The organism is Halomonas sp. A11-A (assembly GCF_003182195.1).
Classification (GTDB): domain Bacteria; phylum Pseudomonadota; class Gammaproteobacteria; order Pseudomonadales; family Halomonadaceae; genus Halomonas; species Halomonas alkalicola.
Map to the genome: position 1 here is coordinate 18,498 of NZ_QGTM01000025.1, position 22,429 is coordinate 40,926.

The window sequence follows — 22,429 nt, forward strand, 5'->3', positions numbered from 1 at the left end:
TACCCTATGGTCAATTTCCTTCCCTGCGCCTGGTGGCAAGGGGATGCCTCTGGCCTGAAGGAGCCTCTCGTGTCGAGACTGCGTCAATTGATCCCTGCCTGTTTCGCGCGGCCTCTCGCCGTTGCTGGTCTTGTCGCGGCGACGGCCGCCGCGGCACCGGCCGTCGCGGCCGATGAACGCCTGCAGCTGGTCGCTACCACCGGCATGATCGCCGATGTGCTGCGCGAGGTGGGGGGGGATCGCGTCGAGGTGCGCGGCCTGATGGGCCCCGGCGTCGACCCGCACCTCTATCGCCAGACCCGCACCGACGTGACCGCCATGACCCGTGCGGACGCGGTGTTCTGGAACGGCCTCTACCTGGAGGCCCAGCTGGAGTCCTTCCTCGAACGCCTCGGCCAGCGCCAGCCGGTGATCGCCGTGGGGGAGGCGGTGCCCGCCGAGGCGCGCCTGGCCGACGAGGAGTATCCCGACCAGCCCGACCCCCACGTCTGGATGGATCCTGGCCGCTGGCGCTACGCCGTGGAGGCGATGCGCGATGCCCTGACCGAACTGGCCCCGGCGCACGCCGACGGCTTCGCCGAGCGCGCCGAGGCCTACCTCGAGGAGCTCGAGGCGCTGGACGCCTATGCTCGGGAGGTACTGGCCAGCGTGCCCGAGGAGGCGCGAGTGCTGGTCACCGCCCACGACGCCTTTGGCTACTTCGGCGATGCCTACGGCTTCGAGGTGCTCGGCATCCAGGGCTACTCCACCGAGAGCGAGGCGGGCCTGGCCCGCATCGAGTCGCTGGTGCGGATGCTGGTAGAGCGCGAGATCGGAGCGCTGTTCGTCGAGACCTCGGTGTCGGATCGCAACGTGCGCGCCCTGGTGGAAGGGGCGGCCGCCCGCGGCCATGAGGTGCGCATCGGCGGCGAACTCTACTCCGATGCCATGGGCCCCGAGGGCAGCTACGAGGGCACCTGGCTCGGCATGCTCGACCACAACGTCAGCCAGATCGCCCTGGCCCTGGGCGGCGAGGTGCCCGAGGGCGGGCGCCTGGGCCGGCTCGGCCACCTCGAGGAACGCCCCTGATGCCCGATGCGCGCCTCGGCAAGGAGGTGATCGCCAGCCCGCTCGCGATCCAGGGCCTGACCGTGAGCTATGACCATCGCCCGGTGGTGCACTCGGTGGACTTCGTCACGCCGCCGGGCAGCATGACCGCCATCATCGGCCCCAACGGGGCCGGCAAGTCGTCCCTGCTCAAGGCGGCGCTGGGCATTACCCGGCGCCTGACCGGCGAGGTGTGGGTGTTCGGCCGCCCCTTCGACCAGATGGCCCGCCATGTCGCCTATGTACCCCAACGCAACAGCGTCGACTGGGATTTCCCGGCCCGGGTGATCGACGTGGTGGCCATGGGGCTGTTCCGCGACCTGCGCTGGTGGCAGTTCGGCGGCGGCGGCCAGCGCCGCCGAGCCATGCAGGCCCTCGCCCGGGTGGGCATGGAGGCCTTCGCCGAGCGCCAGATCGGCCAGCTCTCCGGCGGCCAGCAGCAGCGGGTCTTCCTGGCCAGGGCGCTGGTCCAGGAGGCCGACCTGACCATCCTCGATGAGCCGTTCGCCGGGGTCGACGCGGCCACCGAGACCGCCATCGTCGAGGTGCTCAAGTCGCTGCGCGACGAGGGGCGCACCCTGCTCTGCGTGCACCACGACCTGGCCACGGTGCGCGGCTACTTCGACCATGTGCTGCTGCTCAACGTACGGCGCATCGCCGCGGGGCCGGTGGACGAGGTGTTCACCGAGGCCAACCTGCAGGCCACCTACGGCGGCCGGCTGAGCCCGGTGCAGCTGGCGCGGCTGGTGGAGCCGGCCCTGGCGGAGCGGGGGCGCTGATGGAGACCTGGTGGCGCGCGCTCACCTTCACCCTCGGCTACAACACCAGCGTGGTGACCCTGGGGGCCATGCTGCTGGCGGCGGGCGCCGGCATGGTCGGCACCTTCGTGCTGCTGCGCAAGCGGGCCCTGGTCAGCGATGCCATCAGCCACGCGACCCTGCCCGGCCTGGCACTGGCCTTCATCCTGGTGGGGCTCGCCACCGGCGACGGGCGCTACTTGCCGGCGCTGCTGCTCGGTGCCGCCGGCAGCGCGGCCATCGGGCTGTGGGCGGTGCAGGCGATCAGCGCGCGTACTCGGCTCGGCGAGGATGCCGCCATCGGCGCGGTGCTCTCCTCCTTCTTTGCGTTCGGCGTGGTGCTGATCACCGTGATCCAGTCCATGGCGGTGGCCGGCCAGGCCGGGCTCACCGGCTACCTGGTGGGCGCCACCGCCGGGATGCTCGCCTCCGAGGCCAAGCTGATCGCCGGCTCGGCCCTGGGCCTGCTGCTGGCGGTGCTGGTGCTGCGCCGGGACCTGCTGCTGATCTGTTTCGACACCGACTTCGCCCGCACCCAGGGGCTCGATACCGGCCGCCTGGACCTCGTGCTGCTGATGCTGCTGATGGCGGTGGTGGTGATCGGCCTCAAGGTCACCGGGCTGATCCTGATCGTGGCCCTGACCATCATTCCGCCGGTGGCGGCGCGCTTCTGGACCGACCAGCCCATGCGCATGGTGGCCCTGGCCGCGCTGCTCGGGGCCCTGGCCGGCTACCTGGGCGTGACCGTTTCCAGCGTGCGCGAGGGGCTGCCCACCGGTCCGCTGATCGTGCTCTCTGCCTTCGCGCTCTTCATGGCTTCCTTCCTCTTCTCGCCGCGCCGCGGCGTCCTGGCCTCGCTGCTGGCCTATCGCCGCCTGCGCCGCCGGGTGCATCTGCGCCAGGGGCTGCTGGCGCTGGCCCGCGAGGAGCCGATCTTCGACGACCTGACGCTGACCCTGCTGCGCCGGCGCGGCCATATCCGCCGCGACGGCGTGGCGACCCCGGCGGGGCTCGCCGCCGCCCGCGACGCCGAGCATGAGGAGCGCCTCTGGGCGCTCTATCGGGCGCGCTACCCCGACGACGCCCTGCACCGCGAGCACGCGGGGCTGGTGCCGATCCACGAGGTGCTCTCGCCGGATGCGATCATGGCGCTGGAGGCGCAGCTGCTGGGGCACCAGGAGGCCGCGCGATGAGCGAGTTCATGATGTTCAGCCTGGTGCCGCTCGGCGTGGCGGTGATCATCTCCATGACCTGCGCGCTGCTCGGCAACTTCCTGGTGCTGCGCCGGCAGAGCCTGATCGGCGACGCCATCAGCCACGTGGCGCTGCCCGGCATCGTGGTCAGCTTCCTGCTCACCGGGGTGCTCGCCTCCTCGGCGATGATGCTGGGCGCCGGGGTCTCGGCGCTGGTCACCGTGGGGATGATCGAGCTGATCCGCCGCCTGGGGCGGGTGGAGGCGAGCGCCGCCATGGGGGTGGTGTTCACCAGCCTGTTCGCCTTCGGGGTGCTGCTGCTGGAGTGGCACGGTGCCAGCGGCGTGCACCTCGACGTGGAGCATGCTCTCTACGGCAACCTGGAGAGCCTGATCTGGTTCGAGGGCACCGGCCCCGCCGCGCTGCTCGACCCGGTGGCCCTGGCGGACCTTCCCCCGCAGCTGGGCCGCGCCGCCTGGGTGGGGCTGCTGGTGGTCGCCATGCTGGTGGTGCTGCGCCGCCACCTGGTGCTGGGCAGCTTCGACCCGGAGTTCGCCGCCAGCGTCAACGCCCGCCCGGCGCTGGTCGACCTGCTGCTGGTGACCCTGGTGGCCATCGCCGCCATCGCTGCCTTCGAGGCGGTGGGCTCGATCATCGTCATCGCCATGTTCATCTGTCCGGCTGCCGCGGCGCGGCTGATGACCAATCGCCTGGGGCGCCAGATCGCCTGGAGCCAGCTCTTCGCGGTGCTCTCCGCGGTGCTCGGCTACCTTGTCGCCGGCCACGGTCCCGGCTGGCTGGGCCATGACCTCTCGGTCAGCGCCGCCGGCATGATCGCCAGCGTCGCGGGCCTGATCCTGCTGGCTGCCTGCCTGGCCGGTCCCCGACGCCGACGCACCGGGGCGGCGGTGACCTGAGGAGGCCGCCGTACCTTCCCGCTCCCTGCCTCTTCCGTGGCGACTCATCCACGAGTTTCTTGGCAGCGCCTGGTAGCAATGGGATGGAGTCCTCCCCACCCTATAGGAGGTCGGCTTCCGCGAGCTGTGCGAGCGCCATGGCCTCTCGCTGCCGCTGGACCGGCTGGCCTACGTGGGCCACTGGGTGACGCCTCCGGGGGCGCCGCGGCGCTTCGATACGCGCTTCTTCGTGGCCCTGACGCCGCCGGGGCAGCGCGCGAGTCACGACGGCAGCGAGACCATCGCCCATGCCTGGCTGACCCCCGCCGAGGCCTTGGCCGACCACCGCCATGGCCGGCTGGCGCTGGGCTACCCCACCCTGCGCACGCTGCGCCTGCTCGCCGAGTTCCGCGATGCCGAGGCGCTGCTGCGCCACGCCCACGCCAACCCGCCGACGCCACGCCCGAGCCGCTCCTGGCCCGCCCGCAAGGGGGGCGCCGACTGGCAGGTGGAGCCGGACGCCCCGGCCTACGCCGAGGTGCGCCGCCTGGACCCGCACCGCCACGGCACGGCTCTCGCCGAGATCGTGCCCGGCCGGGCGGTGACGCTGGCCCCCGGGGTGACCCGAGTGACCGTGCCCAACCCGGGGGTGATGACCGGCTCCGGCACCAACAGCTACCTGCTGGGCGATGGCCGGGATCATGTGGTGATCGACCCCGGCCCGGCAGATCCCGAGCACCTGGAGCGGCTGCTGGCGCTGGCGGGCGGGCGTCTCTCCCGGGTGCTGGTGACCCACACCCATATCGACCACTCGCCGGGGGCCGCCTGGCTCAAGGCGCGAACCGGCGCCCGGCTGGTGGGCCTGCCGCCGCCGCCCGGCGCCAGCCAGGACGCCACCTTCGCGCCGGACCACCGGCCGGGCCATGGCGAGCGAATCGATACGCCGGCGGGGCCCCTCAAGGTGCTGCACACCCCGGGGCACGCCTCCAACCACCTCTGCTTCCTGCTCGAATCCCAGCGGCTGCTGTTTGCCGGCGACCATGTCATGCAGGGCTCCACGGTGGTGATCAACCCGCCGGATGGCGACATGGCGGCCTATATCGCGGCCCTGCACGCCCTGGGGCAGGAGGCGTTCGATACCATCGCTCCGGGTCACGGCTTCCTCATCGGCGAGGCCCATGCGGCCCTGGACTTCCTGATCACTCACCGCCTGGCCCGGGAGCACAAGGTGGCCCGGGCCCTGGTGCGCTTTGGTCCGGCGAGCCTCGAGGCGCTGACCCGCCACGCCTATGACGACGTGCCGGAGGCGCGGCTCGGGGTGGCGGCGCGCTCGGCGCTGGCCCACTTGCTCAAGCTGGAGGGGGAGGGGCGCGCCGAGCAGCGCTCGGGAGAGTGGGCCTCCCTGGAAGCGTGAGGGCGCCTCATGCAGGCAGGGTCGCGCAGGGCCTCAGGCCCAGCGCTCGTCGGCGGTGAAGGCCACGGTGAACCAGCGCCTCTCCGGCGGGATGGAGAGCCCGGCGCTGATCTGCTCGCGGATCTCGTCCATCACCGCCACCCCCTGGCCGGCGCCGAACTCGGGCACGGTGACGATATGGATCTCGATGAAGTGGCCGCGCCCGGCCTTGGCCACGTGGCTGTAGTAGGTGAGCACCCCTTCCCGGGCCATCACCGGCGCCATGGCGGCGTGCACCTCGCGGTCGACAGCGCTCGGGGCGATCAGGAAGATCTCGCGCATCGCCCGGCGCACGATGCCCAGCGGCACCGGTATGAAGCAGGCGGTGAGCACCATCAGCAGCGCGGAGTCGACGTAGCGGGTCAGGTGGGCCCAGGCGGTGTCCTGCAGCAGCAGGGCGATGGCGAAGGCCGCCAGCAGGGCAGTGGTGATCAGCGCTGCCATCAGCCAGCCCTGGATGTCGATGCGCACGAACTCAGAGTCGGCGCGACGGTTGAGGCGCTTCTGGTAGATCACCATGCTGAAGCAGGCGATGGCCACCACCACCGCATAGGCGATGGCGAGGTCGAAGTCGAGCTCGCGGCCGCCCTCCATCAGCCCCTGAATGGCATTGAGGAAGGCGTAGAAGCACAGCAGCATCAGGATGGCGCCGTTGAGCGCCGCCACCAGCGGCTCCAGGTGCCAGTAGCCGTGCTGGAAGCGCTGGCTGGCCTCGCGGATGGCGAGCCGTGCCACCACCAGCGAGAGCCCTGACATGGCCGCGTCGATGGTGGAGAAGACGCCGTCGAACAGGATCGACTGGGAGCCGGCGAGCAGGCCGAAGGTGACCCCGAGGCTCGAGACGACGAGGGTGACGACGATGGAGACCTTGAGGGCGCGCTGTTCCAGCGTGGCTTGCATGAGGATTCTCGGATAGGGAAAACCGTTCATTCTAGCTGAGCCCAAAACGCCGGACTAGGGCTCGCCCGGCGTCCCTGCGGCATCTGCTGGGGCCCAAGCGGCCCCAGATGGTGTCGAGCCCCTCGCCGCTTTGGGGCAGCGGCGGTGCTTTCGCGGTATGCGGCTGCGGCTGCAGTAAACCGCGCGGAAAGGGGGCGCTGGCCCGGGAGGATGCGTCCGGCCGGGCCCTGCGTTTACTCAGCGCCCGCGTCGCCGCTGGCGGGGGCTGCCTCGCTCTTCCAGACTGACGGCGATGCCATCTTCCCACGCACTCAGGAGCCTGCCATGAGTCAGCCGGTCATCGCCGCCAACAAGCCGAAGAAAGTCACCCTGGAGAAGGGCAAGGAGTACGCCTTCTGTCGCTGCGGTCGCTCCGGCGACCAGCCCTTCTGCGACGGCTCCCACAAGGGCACCGGTTTCACCCCGCAGATGTTCACCGCCGACAAGGACGGCGAGGCGTACCTCTGCCAGTGCAAGCAGACCGGCGATGCCCCCTACTGCGACGGCACCCACAAGCAGTTCGCCAGCGATCAGGTGGGCCAGGAGGCGCCGGAACCCGACGACGGGGGCGGCAAGGACCGGGCCCCGAAGGCCGAGGCCACCGAGGAGGAGCCCACCGTCGAGTTCATCCATCAACTGGCCCGAGAGGGACTCGAGGGGGTGGGGCACCATGGGCCCATAGCCGCCATGGGGGTGCCACGCCATCGCCTACCCCAGTGGGACGACCTGCAGCTGATGGTGGCGCAGCTGGCCACCCAGCCGCTGCTCGACGCCGCCGAGGTGGCCACCCGCCTGGTGGTGGGCCCCGAGGCGAAGAAGCCGCTGACCCTGGAGATGCCGCTGCTGGTCTCCGACATGAGCTTCGGCGCCCTCTCCGAAGAGGCCAAGGTGGCGCTCGCCCGCGGGGCGGAGCGGGCCGGCACCGGGATCTGCTCCGGTGAGGGCGGCATGCTGCCCGAGGAGCAGGCCGAGAACTCCCGCTACTTCTACGAGCTGGCCAGCGCCCGCTTCGGCTATGAGGAGCGCCTGCTCGAGAAGGTCCAGGCCTTCCACTTCAAGGGCGGCCAGGGCGCCAAGACCGGCACCGGCGGTCACCTGCCGGGCAACAAGGTGACGGGCAAGATCGCCGAGGTGCGCGGGCTCGAGGAGGGTCAGCCCGCCGTCTCGCCGGCCACCTTCGAGGATCTGCACGGCGTGGCAGACTTTCGCCGCTTCGCCGATCGCGTGCGCGAGATCACCGGCGGCGTTCCCGTGGGCTTCAAGCTCAGCGCCAACCATATCGAGCGCGACATCCAGTTCGCCCTGGACGCCGGGGCCGACTACCTGATCCTCGACGGCCGCGGCGGCGGCACCGGGGCGGCCCCCACCATGTTCCGCGACCATATCAGCGTGCCGACCATCCCCGCCCTGGCCCGGGCCAGGCGCCACCTGGACGCCCAGGGCGCCAGCGGGCGCGTGACCCTGATCGTCACCGGCGGCCTGCGGCTGCCCATCGACTTCGTCAAGGCCCTGGCGCTGGGCGCCGATGGGGTGGCCATCGCCAACAGCGCCATGCAGTCCATCGGCTGCGTGGCAGCACGCATCTGTCACACCAACAACTGTCCGGCGGGCATCGCCACCCAGCGTGCGGACCTGCGCCAGCGGCTGGATATCGACAAGTCCGCCGCCCAGCTGGAGCGCTTCCTGCGTGCTTCCACGGCGCTGATGCAGGTGATGGCGCGCGCCTGTGGCCACGATAGCCTGGCTGGCTTCAACTCCGACGACCTCGCCACCTGGAAGCGCGAGATGGCGCTGCTCAGCGGGGTGCGCTATGCGGGGGTGATGGACCCCGGGCGCTGACGACCCTCAGTCAGGGCCTCCCCATCCCTTGCGTCGTCTTGCGACTGGCGAGGAGCCCCCGGCGGATTACGCTGCAGGGAACGAGGGCCTCGGCACAAGGGGGCCTCCGGGGTCGCGTTGTGCCAGGTACCCAACATGCCTGCGTGGGCGGGCACTGTCTGCGGTGCCATTTTGTAACCCACCATGACGCCCGGCGCGAAAAGCTGGATAATGGCGGGTTTTCCGCCCCCGCTGCCCACGCCAACTCCCCCGGTGCCCCATGGAAATCAAGGTCAACTATCTCGACAACCTCCGCCTGGAGGCCAAGTTCGACGACTTCACGGTCATCTCCGACCAGCCCATTCGTTACAAGGGCGACGGCTCGGCGCCGGGGCCCTTCGACTACTTCCTGGCCTCCTCGGCGATGTGTGCGGCCTACTTCGTCAAGGTCTACTGCAACGCCCGGGACATCCCCACCGAGAACATCCGGCTGTCGCAGAACAACATCGTCGACCCGGAGAACCGCTACAAGCAGATCTTCCGCATCCAGATCGAGCTGCCCGAGGATATCTCCGAGAAGGACCGCCAGGGCATCCTGCGCTCCATCGACCGCTGCACGGTGAAGAAGGTGGTGCAGGAGGGCCCCGAGTTCCAGATCGAGGTGGTCGAGAACATCGACGAGGACGCCCAGGCGCTGCTGATGGGCCAGCCTGACGGCGACGACTTCACCTGGATCGAGGGCAAGGACCTGCCGCTTCAGCAGACCATCGCCAACATGACCGGCATCCTGGCCGAGCTCGGCATGAAGATCGAGATCGCCTCCTGGCGCAACATCGTGCCTCATGTGTGGTCGCTGCATATCCGCGATGCCGCCTCGCCGATGTGCTTCACCAACGGCAAGGGCGCCACCAAGGAGAGCGCGCTCTGCTCGGCGCTGGGCGAGTTCATCGAGCGCACCCACTTCAACTTCTTCTACAACGACCAGTTCTTCGGTGAGGAGATCGCCGACGCCGAGTTCGTCCACTACCCCGACGAGAAGTGGTTCCAGCCCGGGCCGGGCGACGCGCTGCCGGCGGAGATCCTCGACGATTACACCCGGGAGATCTACGACCCGGAGGGGGAGCTCTGCGGCTCGCACCTGATCGACACCAACTCCGGCCGGGCGGATCGCGGCATCGTTTCGCTGCCCTTCGTGCGCCACTCCGACGGCGAGACGGTCTACTTCCCCTCGAACCTGATCGAGAACCTCTACCTCAGCAACGGCATGAGCGCGGGGAACACCCTGGCCGAGGCCCAGGTGCAGTGTCTCTCGGAGATCTTCGAGCGGGCGGTGAAGCGCAAGATCATCGAGGAGGAGCTGGCGCTGCCCGACGTGCCGGCCGAGGTGCTGGCGCGCTATCCGGAGATCGTCGAGGGCATCGAGGCGCTGGAGGCCCAGGGCTTCCCGGTGCTGGTCAAGGATGCCTCGCTCGGCGGCCAGTTCCCGGTGATGTGCGTCACCCTGATGAACCCCAAGACCGGCGGCGTCTTCGCCTCTTTCGGCGCCCACCCGAGCTTCCACGTGGCCCTGGAGCGCACCTTCACCGAGCTGCTGCAGGGGCGCAGCATCGAGGGCTTCAACGACTTTCTGCCGCCCACCTTCAACTCCATGGCGGTGACCGAGCCCAACAACTACGTCGAGCACTTCATCGACTCCTCCGGGGTTATCTCCTGGCGCTTCTTCAGCGCCCGCTCGGATATCGATTTCTGCGACTGGGACTTCTCCGGCAGCGGCGCCAACAGCAACGAGCAGGAGGCGGCGACCCTGTTCGGCATCCTCGAGGAGCTGGAGCTCGAGGCCTATGTGGCCGTGCGCGACGAGCTCGGCGCACCGACCTGCCGCATCCTGGTGCCCGGCTTCTCCGAGGTCTACCCGGTAGAGGATCTGGTGTGGGACAACACCAACGTGGCGCTGCAGTACCGTGAGGAGATCCTCAACCTGCACCGCCTGGAGGATGAGCGGCTTGCCGACCTGCTCGAGCGCCTGGAGGAGAGCCAGCTCGACGAGCACATGGAAATCATCACCCTGATCGGCATCGAGTTCGACGAGAACACCGAGTGGGGTCAGCTGACCATCCTCGAGCTGAAGCTCTTGATCAACCTGGCGCTGGGCCAGCACGAGGAGGCCCTGGAGCGGGTCGAGATGTTCCTGCAGTTCAACGACAACACCGTCGAGCGCAACCTCTTCTACCGCGCGGTGCAGGCGGTGCTGGAGATCGTCCTGGATGACGAGCTCGAACTCGACGACTTCCGCCACAACCTCGGCCGCATGTTCGGTGAGGCGACCATCGAGGCGGTGATCGGCTCGGTGCTGGGCAGGGTGCGCTTCCACGGCCTGACGCCCACCAGCATGGCGCTGGAGGGGCTGGAAAAGCACCAGCGCCTGATCGAGAGCTACAGGAAGCTCCACGCCGCCCGGGCCCGCCGGGCAGGGATGCGCGCGGCCTGAGCGACGGCGGCGTTGCGCCGCCACCTTGGGCCAACACCCGCCGAGGCCTACGCCCGGGACGCCATGGAGGGCTTCATGGGCACGGTGCACCGCCAGATGCGCCTGGCTACCGGCCTCACCGTGACCCTGCTCAACTCCCTGCTGCTGGGCAGCGTCGCGGCCATCGCCCACCGGCTCTCCACCATCGCCATGCTCGACCGCCTGGTGGTGATCGACGAAGGCCAGATCGTCGAGAGTGGCACCCACCAGGAGCTGCTGGCGCGAGACGGCCTCTACGCGGCCCTGTGGCGGCGCCAGTCCGGTGGCTTTATCGGGGTGGACGTGGAAGGCGAGGCCGAGTCGATCTGACCAGGCGGGTCAAGACGCGTGCCGCGCGCGGCTGTCCGCGGGGGCCTGCTCGCGGCGATGTCGAGGTAGTGGTTGCGGTGCTCGGCCTTCGAGATCGTGGCCTCGCTGGCCGGGCAGGGCGTCATCCTCGGCTGCACGGAGAGCGGGCTGCTGATCCAGTCCGACGACACGGACGTGCCCCTCTTTGTCACCACTGCCATCCACGACGAACAGGTGGTGGAAGCGGCCCTTGCGACCAACTTCTACTTTGCAACCCCGCACTGGCTCACATAGGCTCTGCTAATGAATCTCCAGCAGGAAGCCAGGAAGGCACAGCGCGACACGCAAGGACTACCGCATGGATGGCTGCAGGTCGTGCACATGCTCAGGTAGGGGCGGTAGCGTGCTCGATGACTTTGGAAACTGAGACAGCCCCGCTCACCCGAGGGGGCTACGGACTCCTGCAAAGCCCTTGCCCAATACATGGGTATAGATCTGTGTCGTTTCCACGCTCTTATGGCCCAGCAACTCCTGTACCGTGCGGATATCCGTGCCCTGGTTCAGCAGCTGAGTGGCGAAGCTGTGCCGCAGGGTATGGCAAGAGCCTGGACGGGTGAGCGAAGCAGCACGCATGGCGTGTCTGACCGCTCTTTGCACCGCTGATGGATGGATATGATGTAGCACGACCTTGCCGGTATCATCGAAGCAAGGTCGGCTGGCGGGAAAGAGCCATTGCCAGGACAGCGAGATACCGGCATTGGGGTACTTGCGATCGAGTGCGTGGGGCAGTGTTACCGGCACAACGCCATGCTGCAGCCGATCGTCAAGCTGATGTTTGGCCACGGTGATACTTTGCTGTAGGGCGGGAATGCTGATCGCCGGGAGGAGAGTAGTTCTGTCCTTGTCGCCCTTGCCGGCTCTCACTGTGATGATCTGGCGGTCGAGGTCGATATCGCGGACACGTAATCGGCACGTCTCGAGGAGCCGCAGCCCTGAGCCATACATCAGGGTGGCCATCAGGTGCATGGGGCCGGACAGATGGCTCAACACGCGCATGACATCCTCGTGAGAAAGCACTATCGGAAGCCGGCGTGGGCGCTTGGCACGCGAGAATTCTCCGATATCTCCCAAGGGCTGGTCGAGTACGTGCCGATAGAGGAACACGAGCGCATTCAGCGCCTGATTCTGCGTGGCCGCCGCCACTCGGCGCTCCACCGCCAAATGCTCCAGGAAGGCGCGTACCTCCGCGCCGCCCATGTCGGCGGGATGTCGGACCCCGTGGAAGCGAATGAAGTAGCGTATCCAGTAGCAGTAGGTCTTTTCGGTACGCGGGCTGTAGCGTTTCACCCGCAGGGTGGCCCTGACCCGGTCCATCAGCTTCGGCGGTTTGCTGTGCGTATCCATACTCCCGTCCTCCCGATGCATGGATGTGCATACAGTATTATTGGTACTGGCAAAACGCGCAAGCGCGCGAATTTTGTGGTAGGTGGCCAAGGTTTTCTTTGGTTTTAATGAAATCACAGGGTTAGCTTAGGAAAGGGTGCGCTGATAAGATTGTTGAACGCGCATGCTTGTTCAAGTCAATAAACGAGCGCGCTATCTAATACCTGTTATATTTCAAAAGGAGAGTACATTGCAAAATTAACCTATGAATAGTGGCGACCAAGGTAAGCTGCTAATTTTCTCGCTCTTGATGGCTCCATCGATAATTTTCTATTCGGTGTAATCCCAGCCATATTTTTGGGTTTTGGCATATATATGATGAAGAAGAATCAAGACTTCTCCAGCATTGATACTGCTGTTAAAAACTTTAAGGGCTATACATGGCTAGCGCTCATTGGCTGTGCCCTAAGCTCTCTCTATTGGGGCAATAAATATTTTAGTGAAGAGGATGGTTGGTATTACGACGATGAGTTCTTTGCTTCGTTAATATTCGCTGGAATTGCTTTTGCTTATTTGATTGTAGTTCAGGTGTTATTTTACTCTCCTATGAACAGGCACAGAGAGTGGGTAGAGGTTAATGGAATATTTTCAACAAAGCCAAAATCAGACAAAAGCTCAGTAAATCAGTCAGAGGTAGACATAATCAAAGGAGAAAAGTTAAAGCAATATTCTGTAGCTGACGAACTAATAAAATGGGCAAAGCTAAAGGAAGATGGTCACATCTCTGAAGAGGAATTTAACGAGGCCAGAATCAAGCTTCTGAAGCGAAACTGAAAAATGGATCTTTACAACAAGAAATTCGAACTACGTCAAGAAACACCAGCGTATTGGCATAATAAATCACATGATCTTTTGGTGTCTGCTCGCACTTTATGGAAGGCAATGCAAAGCGAAAAAGAGTTAGAAATTAATTGCTGGGCAACCTACAAGATGCTCTTGGGTATGTCTTTCGAACTGCTTTTTAAGGCACATTGCATTGGTTCGGGTACAGGGTTTAACTCTACTCATGATTTGGTTGCATTGGCGAACACCGCAAGCTTATCTACATCAAAAGACGAAAATAAAATACTAAAGGTTCTATCTGAATATGTTATTTGGGATGGGCGGTACCCAACACCGAAAAAGCCTGAACATTTAAAGGAACACTGGAAGAATCAATCCAGCCTCTTAGATGACAAGTTAGACTTAGAAAAAATAATGCCACTTTGGCGTCGTTTCTCTGATTCATTCATGGAACATTACAATTGAAATATAACAAGTTGCTGCACCTGGGAAAATTACTCGCTGCGCTCCTAATTTTCCGGTGAGCAAGGCGTTAAATGCTGGTGGGTCGCTTGTAGAGTTAGTCCATATCTGTCGGTCAAGAAAAAGGTAAAAAGAAGAGCATGAAATTGGCACGGATTGAAATTTCAAATTTCAGATTACTAAAAAACTTCGTCTTAGATTTGGAAGATGAGCTATCTCTACTTATAGGAAAAAATAACACTGGTAAAACATCTGTTTTAGCTTGCCTAGACAAACTAGTAGTCCAATCGGAAAGAAACGCAGTGTCCTATGAAGACTTTAATATTGAACTGAGGTCTTCATTAGAGAAAATTCTTCTAGGTGACCAAGAGATAGGTGCTCACGAACAATATGTTCCTTTAGGAATTCAACTAAAGCTTTTTATTAAATACAGTGAATCAGACGATCTTTCTATGATCAGTCCATTGATAATGAGTTTAGATCCTGATGATGATAACGTAGTTCTTTCTTTTGAATATAAAATCCCATTCGACAAGCTAAATGAGCTTAAATTAAATTATATCGAAGAATCTAATAAGTTTGATAATAGACCCCATCTTTTCCTCAAGGAAAAGTTGTCTGATTATTTCGGTCCAATTATTAAAAAGAGTCTTTTGCATGATGACGAGAATCAATTTTTGGATTTGCACAAGGAAAGGATAAACCTTAAAGATATCTTAGGAATTCAGTTCATTAATGCGAAGCGAAGCGTCACTAATAAGAAAAACGATAAAACCTTGTCTAATCAAACGTCAAGCTTGTACAGGCAAGTTGATGAGTCAGATGAACAAGAAGAAGCGTCTGACGAATTTAAAAAAGAACTGCGTAAAACCGATGATAGGTTGAGTGGCATCTATCAGAGCATGTTTAAGGGTATCATCGAAAAGGTGAACAAATTCGGTGGTATAAATCCAGATGAAACGGATATCAAAATTACGTCTACGTTGCAGCATCGGGAGCTTTTAGAAGGCAACACTACTGTAATGTATGCGCATCAGAGTCACGACTTACCCGAACATTATAATGGTTTAGGGTATATGAACTTAATTAGTATGATTTTTGAAATTGAAATGCTAATGAGTAGGTTGAGACGGTCAATAAAGGAAAAGCCAGCGGCAATTAACTTGCTATTTATTGAAGAGCCTGAAGCACATACTCACCCGCAAATGCAATATGTATTTATAAAAAATATCAAAGAGCTATTAAGGCAAAACCGCTTAAGGGAAGATGGGGTGGTCATTCACCTCCAATCAGTTATTACTACGCATTCATCGCACATAGTATCAGAAAGCAGTTTTGAGGATATTAAATACCTTAAGAAATCCGCTCAAGATCATCAAGTACAGGCGAAAAACCTAAAAGATTTAGAGCATGCCTACGCTTCTAGTGAAGATCCAGAAAAAGACGAAGAGCTAAAAAAAGCGTATCGATTTCTAAAGCAATACTTAACCCTAAATCGAGCGGAGTTGTTTTTTGCTGATAAAGCGATATTCATCGAAGGTGATACAGAGCGGATTATCTTGCCATCAATGATGAAGAAAATTGACCAAGATGCTCAGAATCCGGACGAAAAACCGTTGTTGTCGCAGAATATTTCAATAGTAGAGGTTGGAGCTCATTCTCAAACATTTGAGAAATTCATTGATTTTGTAGGACTTAAGTCACTAATTATTACTGACATTGATAGCTACTACGAAAAGATCGTATACGAAGATGATGGAGTAACGCCGCAAAAGTATAAGAATGGCAAAAATAAAATAGAAGAAGTTCAATGTACTCCTTTAGATCCTAATGGTTCAAAGTCATCTAACTCATCTCTAAAATTTTTCTTTCAACAAGAAGAGTTAGGATTCTACAAAGGCTTAGACTTTGAAAATAAGAGCTTAACCAAACCATCAGGAAGCGAAACCTGGCAACAAGATCCTAATGGATTTCTTAAGATTGTATATCAGGTAGCAGAGCATGGATATCATGGTAGAAGCTATGAGGACGCATTTTTCAGTATAAATAAAGATCTGCTTAATGCCGGATATAGCGCATTCCCATCGTTAACAAAAAAATATTTAGATTTGTATCTGTCAAACGATATTGATGTTTTCGAATTTTCCGAAAAAGCAGTTAATAGTAAGCCATCTCTTGCCATTGAAATATTACTTAATAGCGAGACGACAGAAGAAGGAGTTGAGTTTTCAAACTGGCACGTCCCCCTCTATATCAAGGAAGGATTGTTATGGCTTCAAAAAAACTAGACCTAGAAAACCTTTCTGAGGAATCAAGGCATGTCATTGACTTGATCAAGAGTAAAAAGCACTTCCTACTTAGTGGCGGTGCAGGTAGTGGTAAAACATATTCATTAGTGGAAGTGTTAAAAGCTGTAGTTAGCGATAGCCCTTCACTAAATATCGGGTGCATTACATACACCAATGCTGCAGTTAATGAAATTGAAGATCGAATTTCACACGAAAATTTATACGTCTCGACTATACATGATTTCTTATGGGGAAATATTAAATGTTTTCAATCGGAGATTAAGGAGACGTTGATTGAACTTATAAATGACCCTGAGCAAACTAAAATCAAACATCCAGATAATGAGGTTGTTTCTCAGGATTTTTTTTATGACTGCGACTCGATTCAATATAAAGAATACTTAAAACTAGCAAAAGGCATAATATCACACGATGAGGTCATAGTCTTGGCTTCTAAGATGTTTGAAAAGTACGAAAAGCTATGCTCGATAACAAAGGATAAATATCCGTTTATTTTTGTAGACGAATATCAGGATACTGATCCTTTAGTTATAGATATATTGCTAGAGCATCTTGAAAAGTCAACCAAGGACAATGTTGTTGGCTTTTTTGGTGATGCAATGCAATCGATTTATGATGGTAGTGTTGGTAATTTAGATAAGTATACGAGAACTGAAACGCCAAAAGTAATTGAGGTATTCAAGAAGCAAAACCGGCGTAATCCTTTAAAAATAATCAACTTGGCAAATCAGCTTAGAGTTGATGGGCTTATTCAGGAGCCTTCGAGAGATAGAACTGCTCCGAATATGGATGAGGACGGCAACGTCAAGCAAGGTCTTGTTGAATTTTTATACTCATCTAACGATAGTCTGGACTCAGTCAGGCAACATCTTGGATGGGAATTCGATAATAATGAATTAGTTAAGGAACTTAATCTTACTCACAGCCTTATTGCAGATAAGGCTAATTTTCCTGAATTGATGCGTATTTATGATAAAGATAAAATCCTTGATTATATTAGAACTAAAATAAGAAAATCTCTTGAAAGAGATGAGCCAGAATACGATTCTACAGGAAAAACACTTGCTCAAGTAATTGATCATGTTGGAAATCCAGATCCAACACCTGCACAGAGTAATTACATTGATAATCATCCAAGATATTTTGATTTAGCCAAAAAACAGCCTTACGATAAGATATCAAAGCTATACGTTGACAAAGAACAACTGCTTGATGATAAGAAAAATAACGTTGGTGATGAAAGTAAACCTGGATCTAATAGAGATGATTTAGTCAAGCATCTGTTTAAAATAGAAAATTGCATACGACTCTATCAATCTAAAAAATTCAATCAGTTCATTAAAGCGACTGATTACTCCCTTACTTCTGTTCAAGATAAAATCAGGCTGAATAAAGCCATTCAGTCTTTTGAAATACAGGTGGGCATTAAGATAGGTGAGGTTATTGACCTCGCTCATGAGTTAGGTTTAGTTGTCAAGGATGACAATCTGGCAAGATACATAGAAGATAAATATTATTTATACAAGCAGGTGTGTGAAGTCAATTATCAAGAGTTCCGAAATGTCTTTGAATATCTCGAAGGGTACTTGCCATTCTCGACACAGCATAAAACTAAAGGTGCCGAATTTCCTGATGTTTTGGTAGTTCTGGATAATGGCAAGTGGAACCAATATAACTTTAATTATCTGTTTGAGCGAAACGGCACCGATAGTGTTCGCCAGAGGTCAGAGAAAATATTTTATGTGTGTTGTACTCGTGCGAAAGAAAGGTTGGCTGTATTCTTTCCAAATCCAAGTGCTCAAGTCATTCAAACAGCGCTTAGTTGGTTTGGTGAGGATAATGTAGTTAATTTGGATGCTTGAAAGGTTTAGTAAGCTTGCATTTAACAAGGCGCTGCTGTCGGACAAACTTTCCGCTGCGCTCCAAGTTTGCCGCAGAGCGAAGCGTTATGTGTGCGTCACCTGCAGGCCATGGATGGGAATCCTATGACTAAGCATGTTGGTTCTTGCCTGTGTGGCACAGTGAGATTTGAGGTCCATGGTGACTTCGACAGCTTTTATCTGTGCCATTGTGAGTATTGCCAAAAAGATACGGGATCTGCTCATGCGGCAAATTTATTTGGGTATACGGATTTAATGGTTGATGGGGCACCTTCACCCCATCAATCTGATACCACCCTCAGATGGTTGATAGATCGACTCCGTAGTTGAGTTCCTCTGCGAAGTCCGGCAGTCCGTAACCGATGGTTTTCTTGTAGAAAGGAGAGACCTTCGCAGTCGGTGCCTTCTTCTTGTGCTTCGTGGTGTAGAGCATTCGTGCCCGCATCACCTCGAAGGAGTAACCGCGCCCTTCACGGTTCTTGTCCTTGGCCAGTCGGTTGATGGACTCCGTGTAAGCGTTGGTGACGGGCATGTCCGTCTCGAAGTAGGTCATGGTCTCTTCGCGCCAGTTTCCCACTGCCCTGACCAGATCGCTCCAGACTTCCTTTTGGCCCTTCGGGATGGTGGCTATCCACTCGTCCAGGGCGGCTTCTGCCTGGAGCCGTGTGGTGGCGTCCCAGATGCCGTAGAAGCGCTCCTTGTGCTCGTAGGCGGCCAGCAGTTGCGGGAACGCGCCTGTCCAGGTCTCCATGATGAGGCGCTCCCGGTCTGAGACTTCGTGAGCGCGTTTCAGCAGGATTTTCCGGTCTCCCTTGAGAGTCCGGCTCTGGGACGGTTTCGGCTCCTTTCTGAGGCCCTTGCGCACTCTCTCTAGGGCATCGTTGGCCATGCGCACCACATGGAACTTATCGACCACGATACGGGCCTGGGGCAGCACAGCCTTGACCGCTGCCCGGTAGGGGTTCCACATGTCCATGCTGACGATCTCGACCTTCTGCCGGTCTTTCAGCTTCATCAGGTAGTTGGTCACCACGTCCTGGCGGCGGGTGGCCAGCAGGTCGAGCAGGGTTCGCTCCTCAATGTTGGTCAGAATGCAGCGGTAGCGCTTGTTCAGGTATAGCTCGTCAATGCCCAGGATGCGGGGCGTCTCGAAGCGGTGCCAGCGCCCCAGGAACTCGGCGCGGGCGTTGAAGATGTCGCGCACCGTCTTCTCGTCCAGGCCGGTCTGTGCCGCCACAAAGGTGTAGGGGTGGTTGAAGGATTCCTTCTCCACGTACTCATGCAGCCGCAGTGTCATACGGAATCCGTCCACCATCTCCGGTAGCTGGGGCCTGAATGTTGTCTTGCAGGCCCGGCAGGTGTATCGGCGGCGGACCACCCAGAGAGTGACCCGCTTGCCGTGGATGGGCAGATCACGATAGGGAACGTCACGCTTGCCGAACCGTACGAACTCACCCTGCACGCCGCATTCCTCGCAGGCGATGGGATCGGGCACGTCCACCTGGAAGTGCATTTCGTCGTCGGTTGATTTGCAGCCCAGTACTTGGTATTGCGGCAGGTGAAGGATGTTGTCGGGAAGTTCGGTCATGGTGTTGTATAGGCGTAGGTGTCAGTCAGATCCATCCGGCTCGGCATTGGTGTTTGCTTTTTTACCCAACAAGCTGCTGGAAACGAAAAGTAAGGCACCGAGGACAATTGCAATATCAGCCAGGTTGAAGGCCGGCCAATGCCAGTCTCGCCAATAGAAATCAAAGGAATCCACAACATAGCCGCGAAAGACCCGGTCAATCAGGTTGCCCATGGCGCCACCGAGGATAAGACTGTAAGCGATGGCTTCTCCTTTATGACGATTTTCAAGGATCAGCTTGATCAGAAAAATCGAGACCACTACCGCGATTCCGATAAAAAAGTAGCGCTGCCAGCCTCCACCATTCGCAAAAAGACTGAATGCGGCACCGGTGTTCCATAGGTGCACCCAGTTAAAGAACGGGGTCACCGAAACATACTCGCCATAGGCCATTGATTGCTGCACCAGCCACTTTACAGCCTGATCAGACGCTGCCAGCAGGCCCGATATGGACAATAGGGCATACGGCGAGAGCTTTTTGCCAATAATGAGCATTATTTAACCCTTCAACGCCAGAATGCGTCTGGCACCGTTAAGTACAATGCCCCCCGCGATGGTGCCGATAATCAGATCCGGATAATTGGACCCGGTCCACGCGACCAGGGCGCCGGCGGTGATGACCCCCAGGTTGATCACCACGTCGTTGGCCGAAAATATCCAGCTTGCCTTCATGTGCGCCCCGCCTTCCCGATGTTTGGATATGAGCAGCAGACAACTGGTATTGGCAATCAATGCGACGAATGCGATAGCCATCATCACCAGCGATTCAGGCTCACTACCGAATACAAAGCGTCTCACCACCTCTACGAGCACGCCCACAGCCAAGATCAGTTGCAGTACACCAGCAAGATGCGCGGCACGTACCTGCCTTTTCACGCTATGTCCAACCGCATAAAGGGCAAGCCCGTACACCGCCGCATCGGCAAAATTGTCCAGGGATTCTCCAATCAGGCCGGTGGACTGGGCGATCAGACCGGCAGTCATTTCCACCACGAACAGAAGTGCATTGATGCCGAGCAACCAGCGCAGGGTCCCGGATTCTTGCTTAGCAGAAGCTGCCGAAAACTCGGCGGCCTTGATGGTCTCCGGATTTGCAGCGACGGTTTCCTGAAGCGAGGCGCCTAGCCCCAAGGTCTTCAGTTTCGAGGTGACGGGCTCGACCTCGCCGTCATGCACGACCTTCAGCCGGCGGTTCGACAAGTCGAAGGACAGCGCCCGAATCTCCTCAAAGCCGTTCAGGGCTAGGCGAATCATTCGTTCTTCTGATGGACAGTCCATCTTCGGCACGGCATAAACACTGACCCATCTCCCTGGCGCCTCGGAGGAGGCCTGTATATCGGTATCCGCTGCGGACGTTGCATCACCGCCACAGGCGCCACCACAGGATTTGCTCATGATACGACTCCACTTGAACAATGTTGTGGTACCATTTAAAACTATAAAGCTACTATAAGGTCAATAGAGTAAAGAATCCGTTGGGGAGGAGGCTGATGCGCATTGGTCAGTTGGCGCAGTTGGTAGGGGTCGAAACACAGACGATCCGCTTCTATGAACAGCAGGGCTTGTTGCCGCCGCCTGATCGGCAGGACAACGGTTACCGTGTCTATACCGAGAAACACGTTGAGGGGCTGGCCTTCATCCGTCGCTGCAGAATCCTGGGCCTGTCACTGGCTGAGATTCACGAACTACAGAGCTATCAGGACGACCCTCATCAGCCTTGTACCGCCGTCAACGCCTTGCTCGATGATCACATCTCTCATGTGCGGTCGCAGATAACCGCTCTGCAAGCGCTTGAGAAACAACTCGTTTCACTGAGAGCGAGTTGCAACGATGACCGGGAAGTTGAGGCGTGTGGGGTTCTTGCTGGAATTAGCGAAGGAAACATGCACCAGCAGTAGGTGAAGCATCAACCAGATAATCCGATGAGATGCCGGTCTGTCTCACTCTCATGCAAAGGTAAGATCAACCATTTAATCCGCTTACCCATTTATTTTCGCAGTCAACTAAACTGACCTGGCTGGCGGGTGTAGATGCTGTGACTTCCTTTACGCTTCCAGGTACTCGCCACAATAAAAGCTTCTGTAGATCGTGTGGTTCAGCATTACCAAGCACCCAACTTACAGACCTGCTCGTTGTTCCCGCAGGGTGTTTGGATACTGAAGTCTCTGTGGTGCCAACTGCGCACATCTTCACATCGAGCAGAGCGGTTTGGGACGCGGCGATTGGTGACGTGCCAGAGTTCGAGGGCCTGCCAGAGTAGGCTAAGATCACATAACCAGTGGCTGTTGGCGGACGCACCTTCGCTGGCGCTCCGGCCAGCCGCAAAGCCAGGGCGTTATGCGCGTCTACGACGCAGTCTGTCGCTCAGATTTCGTAAGCTGAGAGAATAGCGAGCAAAAGGAAAAAATATGCCAAATTTTGATCAAAACTTTGAAGTAACTCGCCTTACTATGCTTGCCAAGCAATACCCTGAGATTGTGAAGGCAACTGGTGAAGTGATTTTTTGTGCGGAAGATAATGAAGATCGTTTGAGCGGTACGCGTTGGAAAGTTGAAGATAGCATTTTTGAGCAGGCAACTGAATCGGGATTTAAAGTACACCTGATTGAATTGCTTGATAATTTTATTGAGTATCGGGGGCGGTGTAATGAGCTACCGAAGAAGGAAGGTGTCGTTCGTTTTGGTGATGGTAGCTTGAATATTGAGTGGCTTCCTGATGGCTCTACGGAGCTTTCTTAATGGATGCATTGTTTAATGATTACGCAACGATATTGAGTGATCTTAAGATTAGCTCGTTCAACCTTGAAGAGGACAAATACTCAGGTGTGTTTTTACGGCTCTTCGTCGTTGGGTGTGGAATTCGCCCCCTGAGCTGGGCCAGGATATGGCCTCCACGACGACAGGAGGCATGGCATGGACGGCACCCAGA

Annotated in this window: 19 protein-coding genes and 2 pseudogenes; 16 read left to right on the forward strand and 5 right to left on the reverse strand. The window is 58.1% G+C overall.

What is annotated here, in order from left to right; translation table 11 throughout:
- The first annotated feature begins 69 nt into the window (after positions 1 to 69).
- From DER72_RS13445 to DER72_RS16500, 5 genes are all read left to right on the forward strand, one after another.
- A complete protein-coding gene (locus DER72_RS13445; protein ID WP_219983296.1) occupies positions 70 to 1,068 on the forward strand; it encodes a metal ABC transporter solute-binding protein, Zn/Mn family in 999 nt (332 codons plus the stop codon).
- Complete coding sequence (locus DER72_RS13450) at positions 1,068 to 1,865, forward strand: metal ABC transporter ATP-binding protein (protein ID WP_110070502.1); 798 nt, start codon at positions 1,068 to 1,070, stop codon at positions 1,863 to 1,865. The genes DER72_RS13445 and DER72_RS13450 overlap by 1 nt, the downstream gene beginning before the upstream one ends.
- A complete protein-coding gene (locus tag DER72_RS13455; protein WP_110070503.1) occupies positions 1,865 to 3,076 on the forward strand; it encodes a metal ABC transporter permease in 1,212 nt (403 codons plus the stop codon). Before DER72_RS13450 ends, DER72_RS13455 begins: the two co-directional genes overlap by 1 nt.
- Complete coding sequence (locus tag DER72_RS13460; protein ID WP_110070504.1) at positions 3,073 to 3,993, forward strand: metal ABC transporter permease; 921 nt, start codon at positions 3,073 to 3,075, stop codon at positions 3,991 to 3,993. The genes DER72_RS13455 and DER72_RS13460 overlap by 4 nt, the downstream gene beginning before the upstream one ends.
- Positions 3,994 to 4,165: 172 nt before the next feature.
- Positions 4,166 to 5,386 carry an MBL fold metallo-hydrolase gene (locus DER72_RS16500; protein WP_258306307.1) on the forward strand — a complete coding sequence of 407 codons (1,221 nt, stop codon included), beginning with the start codon at positions 4,166 to 4,168 and terminating at the stop codon, positions 5,384 to 5,386.
- Positions 5,387 to 5,419: 33 nt separating this feature from the next.
- On the opposite strand, the gene DER72_RS13470 is transcribed toward DER72_RS16500, so the two are convergent.
- Positions 5,420 to 6,325, reverse strand: a complete 906-nt coding sequence (locus DER72_RS13470; protein ID WP_110070506.1) for a cation diffusion facilitator family transporter — start codon at positions 6,323 to 6,325, stop codon at positions 5,420 to 5,422.
- Positions 6,326 to 6,649: 324 nt separating this feature from the next.
- Here DER72_RS13470 and DER72_RS13475 point away from each other — a divergent pair, with 324 nt between their 5' ends.
- The 4 genes and pseudogenes from DER72_RS13475 to DER72_RS13490 all read left to right on the forward strand — a co-directional run bounded on the left by DER72_RS13475 (position 6,650) and on the right by DER72_RS13490 (position 11,291).
- On the forward strand, positions 6,650 to 8,203 hold the full coding sequence (locus DER72_RS13475; protein WP_110070507.1) for a glutamate synthase-related protein: 1,554 nt from the start codon (positions 6,650 to 6,652) through the stop codon (positions 8,201 to 8,203).
- Positions 8,204 to 8,462: 259 nt separating this feature from the next.
- Positions 8,463 to 10,670, forward strand: coding sequence for an OsmC domain/YcaO domain-containing protein (locus DER72_RS13480; RefSeq protein ID WP_110070508.1), 2,208 nt, complete (start codon positions 8,463 to 8,465; stop codon positions 10,668 to 10,670).
- A 150-nt stretch (positions 10,671 to 10,820) separates the two neighbouring features.
- A pseudogene (locus DER72_RS13485) lies at positions 10,821 to 11,018 on the forward strand (ABC transporter ATP-binding protein); the annotation flags it as partial.
- Between the two features lie 72 nt (positions 11,019 to 11,090).
- Entirely contained in the window at positions 11,091 to 11,291 is a 201-nt protein-coding gene (locus DER72_RS13490) for a hypothetical protein (RefSeq protein WP_110070509.1), read from the forward strand.
- A gap of 144 nt (positions 11,292 to 11,435) precedes the next feature.
- Here DER72_RS13490 and DER72_RS13495 read toward each other — a convergent pair whose 3' ends face one another.
- A complete protein-coding gene (locus DER72_RS13495) occupies positions 11,436 to 12,401 on the reverse strand; it encodes an integron integrase (protein WP_110070510.1) in 966 nt (321 codons plus the stop codon).
- A gap of 354 nt (positions 12,402 to 12,755) precedes the next feature.
- On the opposite strand from DER72_RS13495, the gene DER72_RS13500 reads away from it, so the two are divergent.
- The 4 genes from DER72_RS13500 to DER72_RS13510 all read left to right on the forward strand — a co-directional run bounded on the left by DER72_RS13500 (position 12,756) and on the right by DER72_RS13510 (position 17,856).
- A complete protein-coding gene (locus DER72_RS13500) occupies positions 12,756 to 13,214 on the forward strand; it encodes an SHOCT domain-containing protein (RefSeq protein ID WP_219983298.1) in 459 nt (152 codons plus the stop codon).
- Positions 13,215 to 13,217: 3 nt separating this feature from the next.
- Complete coding sequence (locus DER72_RS16055; RefSeq protein ID WP_146209064.1) at positions 13,218 to 13,688, forward strand: hypothetical protein; 471 nt, start codon at positions 13,218 to 13,220, stop codon at positions 13,686 to 13,688.
- Between the two features lie 137 nt (positions 13,689 to 13,825).
- Positions 13,826 to 15,973: an ATP-dependent endonuclease gene (locus DER72_RS13505; RefSeq protein WP_110070516.1), complete on the forward strand. Its 2,148-nt coding sequence runs from the start codon at positions 13,826 to 13,828 to the stop codon at positions 15,971 to 15,973.
- A complete protein-coding gene (locus DER72_RS13510; RefSeq protein WP_110070515.1) occupies positions 15,955 to 17,856 on the forward strand; it encodes a UvrD-helicase domain-containing protein in 1,902 nt (633 codons plus the stop codon). Before DER72_RS13505 ends, DER72_RS13510 begins: the two co-directional genes overlap by 19 nt.
- 316 nt (positions 17,857 to 18,172) lie before the next feature.
- Here the strand turns inward: DER72_RS13510 and DER72_RS13520 are convergent, their stop codons facing one another.
- From DER72_RS13520 to DER72_RS13530, 3 genes are read right to left on the reverse strand one after another with little or no spacing between them, the layout of a single operon-like run.
- On the reverse strand, positions 18,173 to 19,462 hold the full coding sequence (locus DER72_RS13520; RefSeq protein WP_110070511.1) for an ISL3-like element ISPpu12 family transposase: 1,290 nt from the start codon (positions 19,460 to 19,462) through the stop codon (positions 18,173 to 18,175).
- Positions 19,463 to 19,483: 21 nt separating this feature from the next.
- On the reverse strand, positions 19,484 to 19,996 hold the full coding sequence (gene lspA / locus DER72_RS13525; RefSeq protein ID WP_004863699.1) for a signal peptidase II: 513 nt from the start codon (positions 19,994 to 19,996) through the stop codon (positions 19,484 to 19,486).
- Between the two features lie 3 nt (positions 19,997 to 19,999).
- Complete coding sequence (locus DER72_RS13530) at positions 20,000 to 20,896, reverse strand: cation transporter (protein WP_110070512.1); 897 nt, start codon at positions 20,894 to 20,896, stop codon at positions 20,000 to 20,002.
- A 95-nt stretch (positions 20,897 to 20,991) separates the two neighbouring features.
- On the opposite strand from DER72_RS13530, the gene cadR reads away from it, so the two are divergent.
- The 3 genes and pseudogenes from cadR (at position 20,992) to DER72_RS13545 (ending at position 22,239) form a co-directional block, all read left to right on the forward strand.
- Positions 20,992 to 21,399, forward strand: coding sequence for a Cd(II)/Pb(II)-responsive transcriptional regulator (cadR, locus tag DER72_RS13535; protein WP_092593991.1), 408 nt, complete (start codon positions 20,992 to 20,994; stop codon positions 21,397 to 21,399).
- A gap of 98 nt (positions 21,400 to 21,497) precedes the next feature.
- Positions 21,498 to 21,761 (forward strand): annotated as a pseudogene (locus DER72_RS13540) (GFA family protein); the annotation flags it as partial.
- 148 nt (positions 21,762 to 21,909) lie between these two features.
- Complete coding sequence (locus tag DER72_RS13545; protein WP_110070514.1) at positions 21,910 to 22,239, forward strand: hypothetical protein; 330 nt, start codon at positions 21,910 to 21,912, stop codon at positions 22,237 to 22,239.
- Positions 22,240 to 22,429 lie beyond the last annotated feature (190 nt).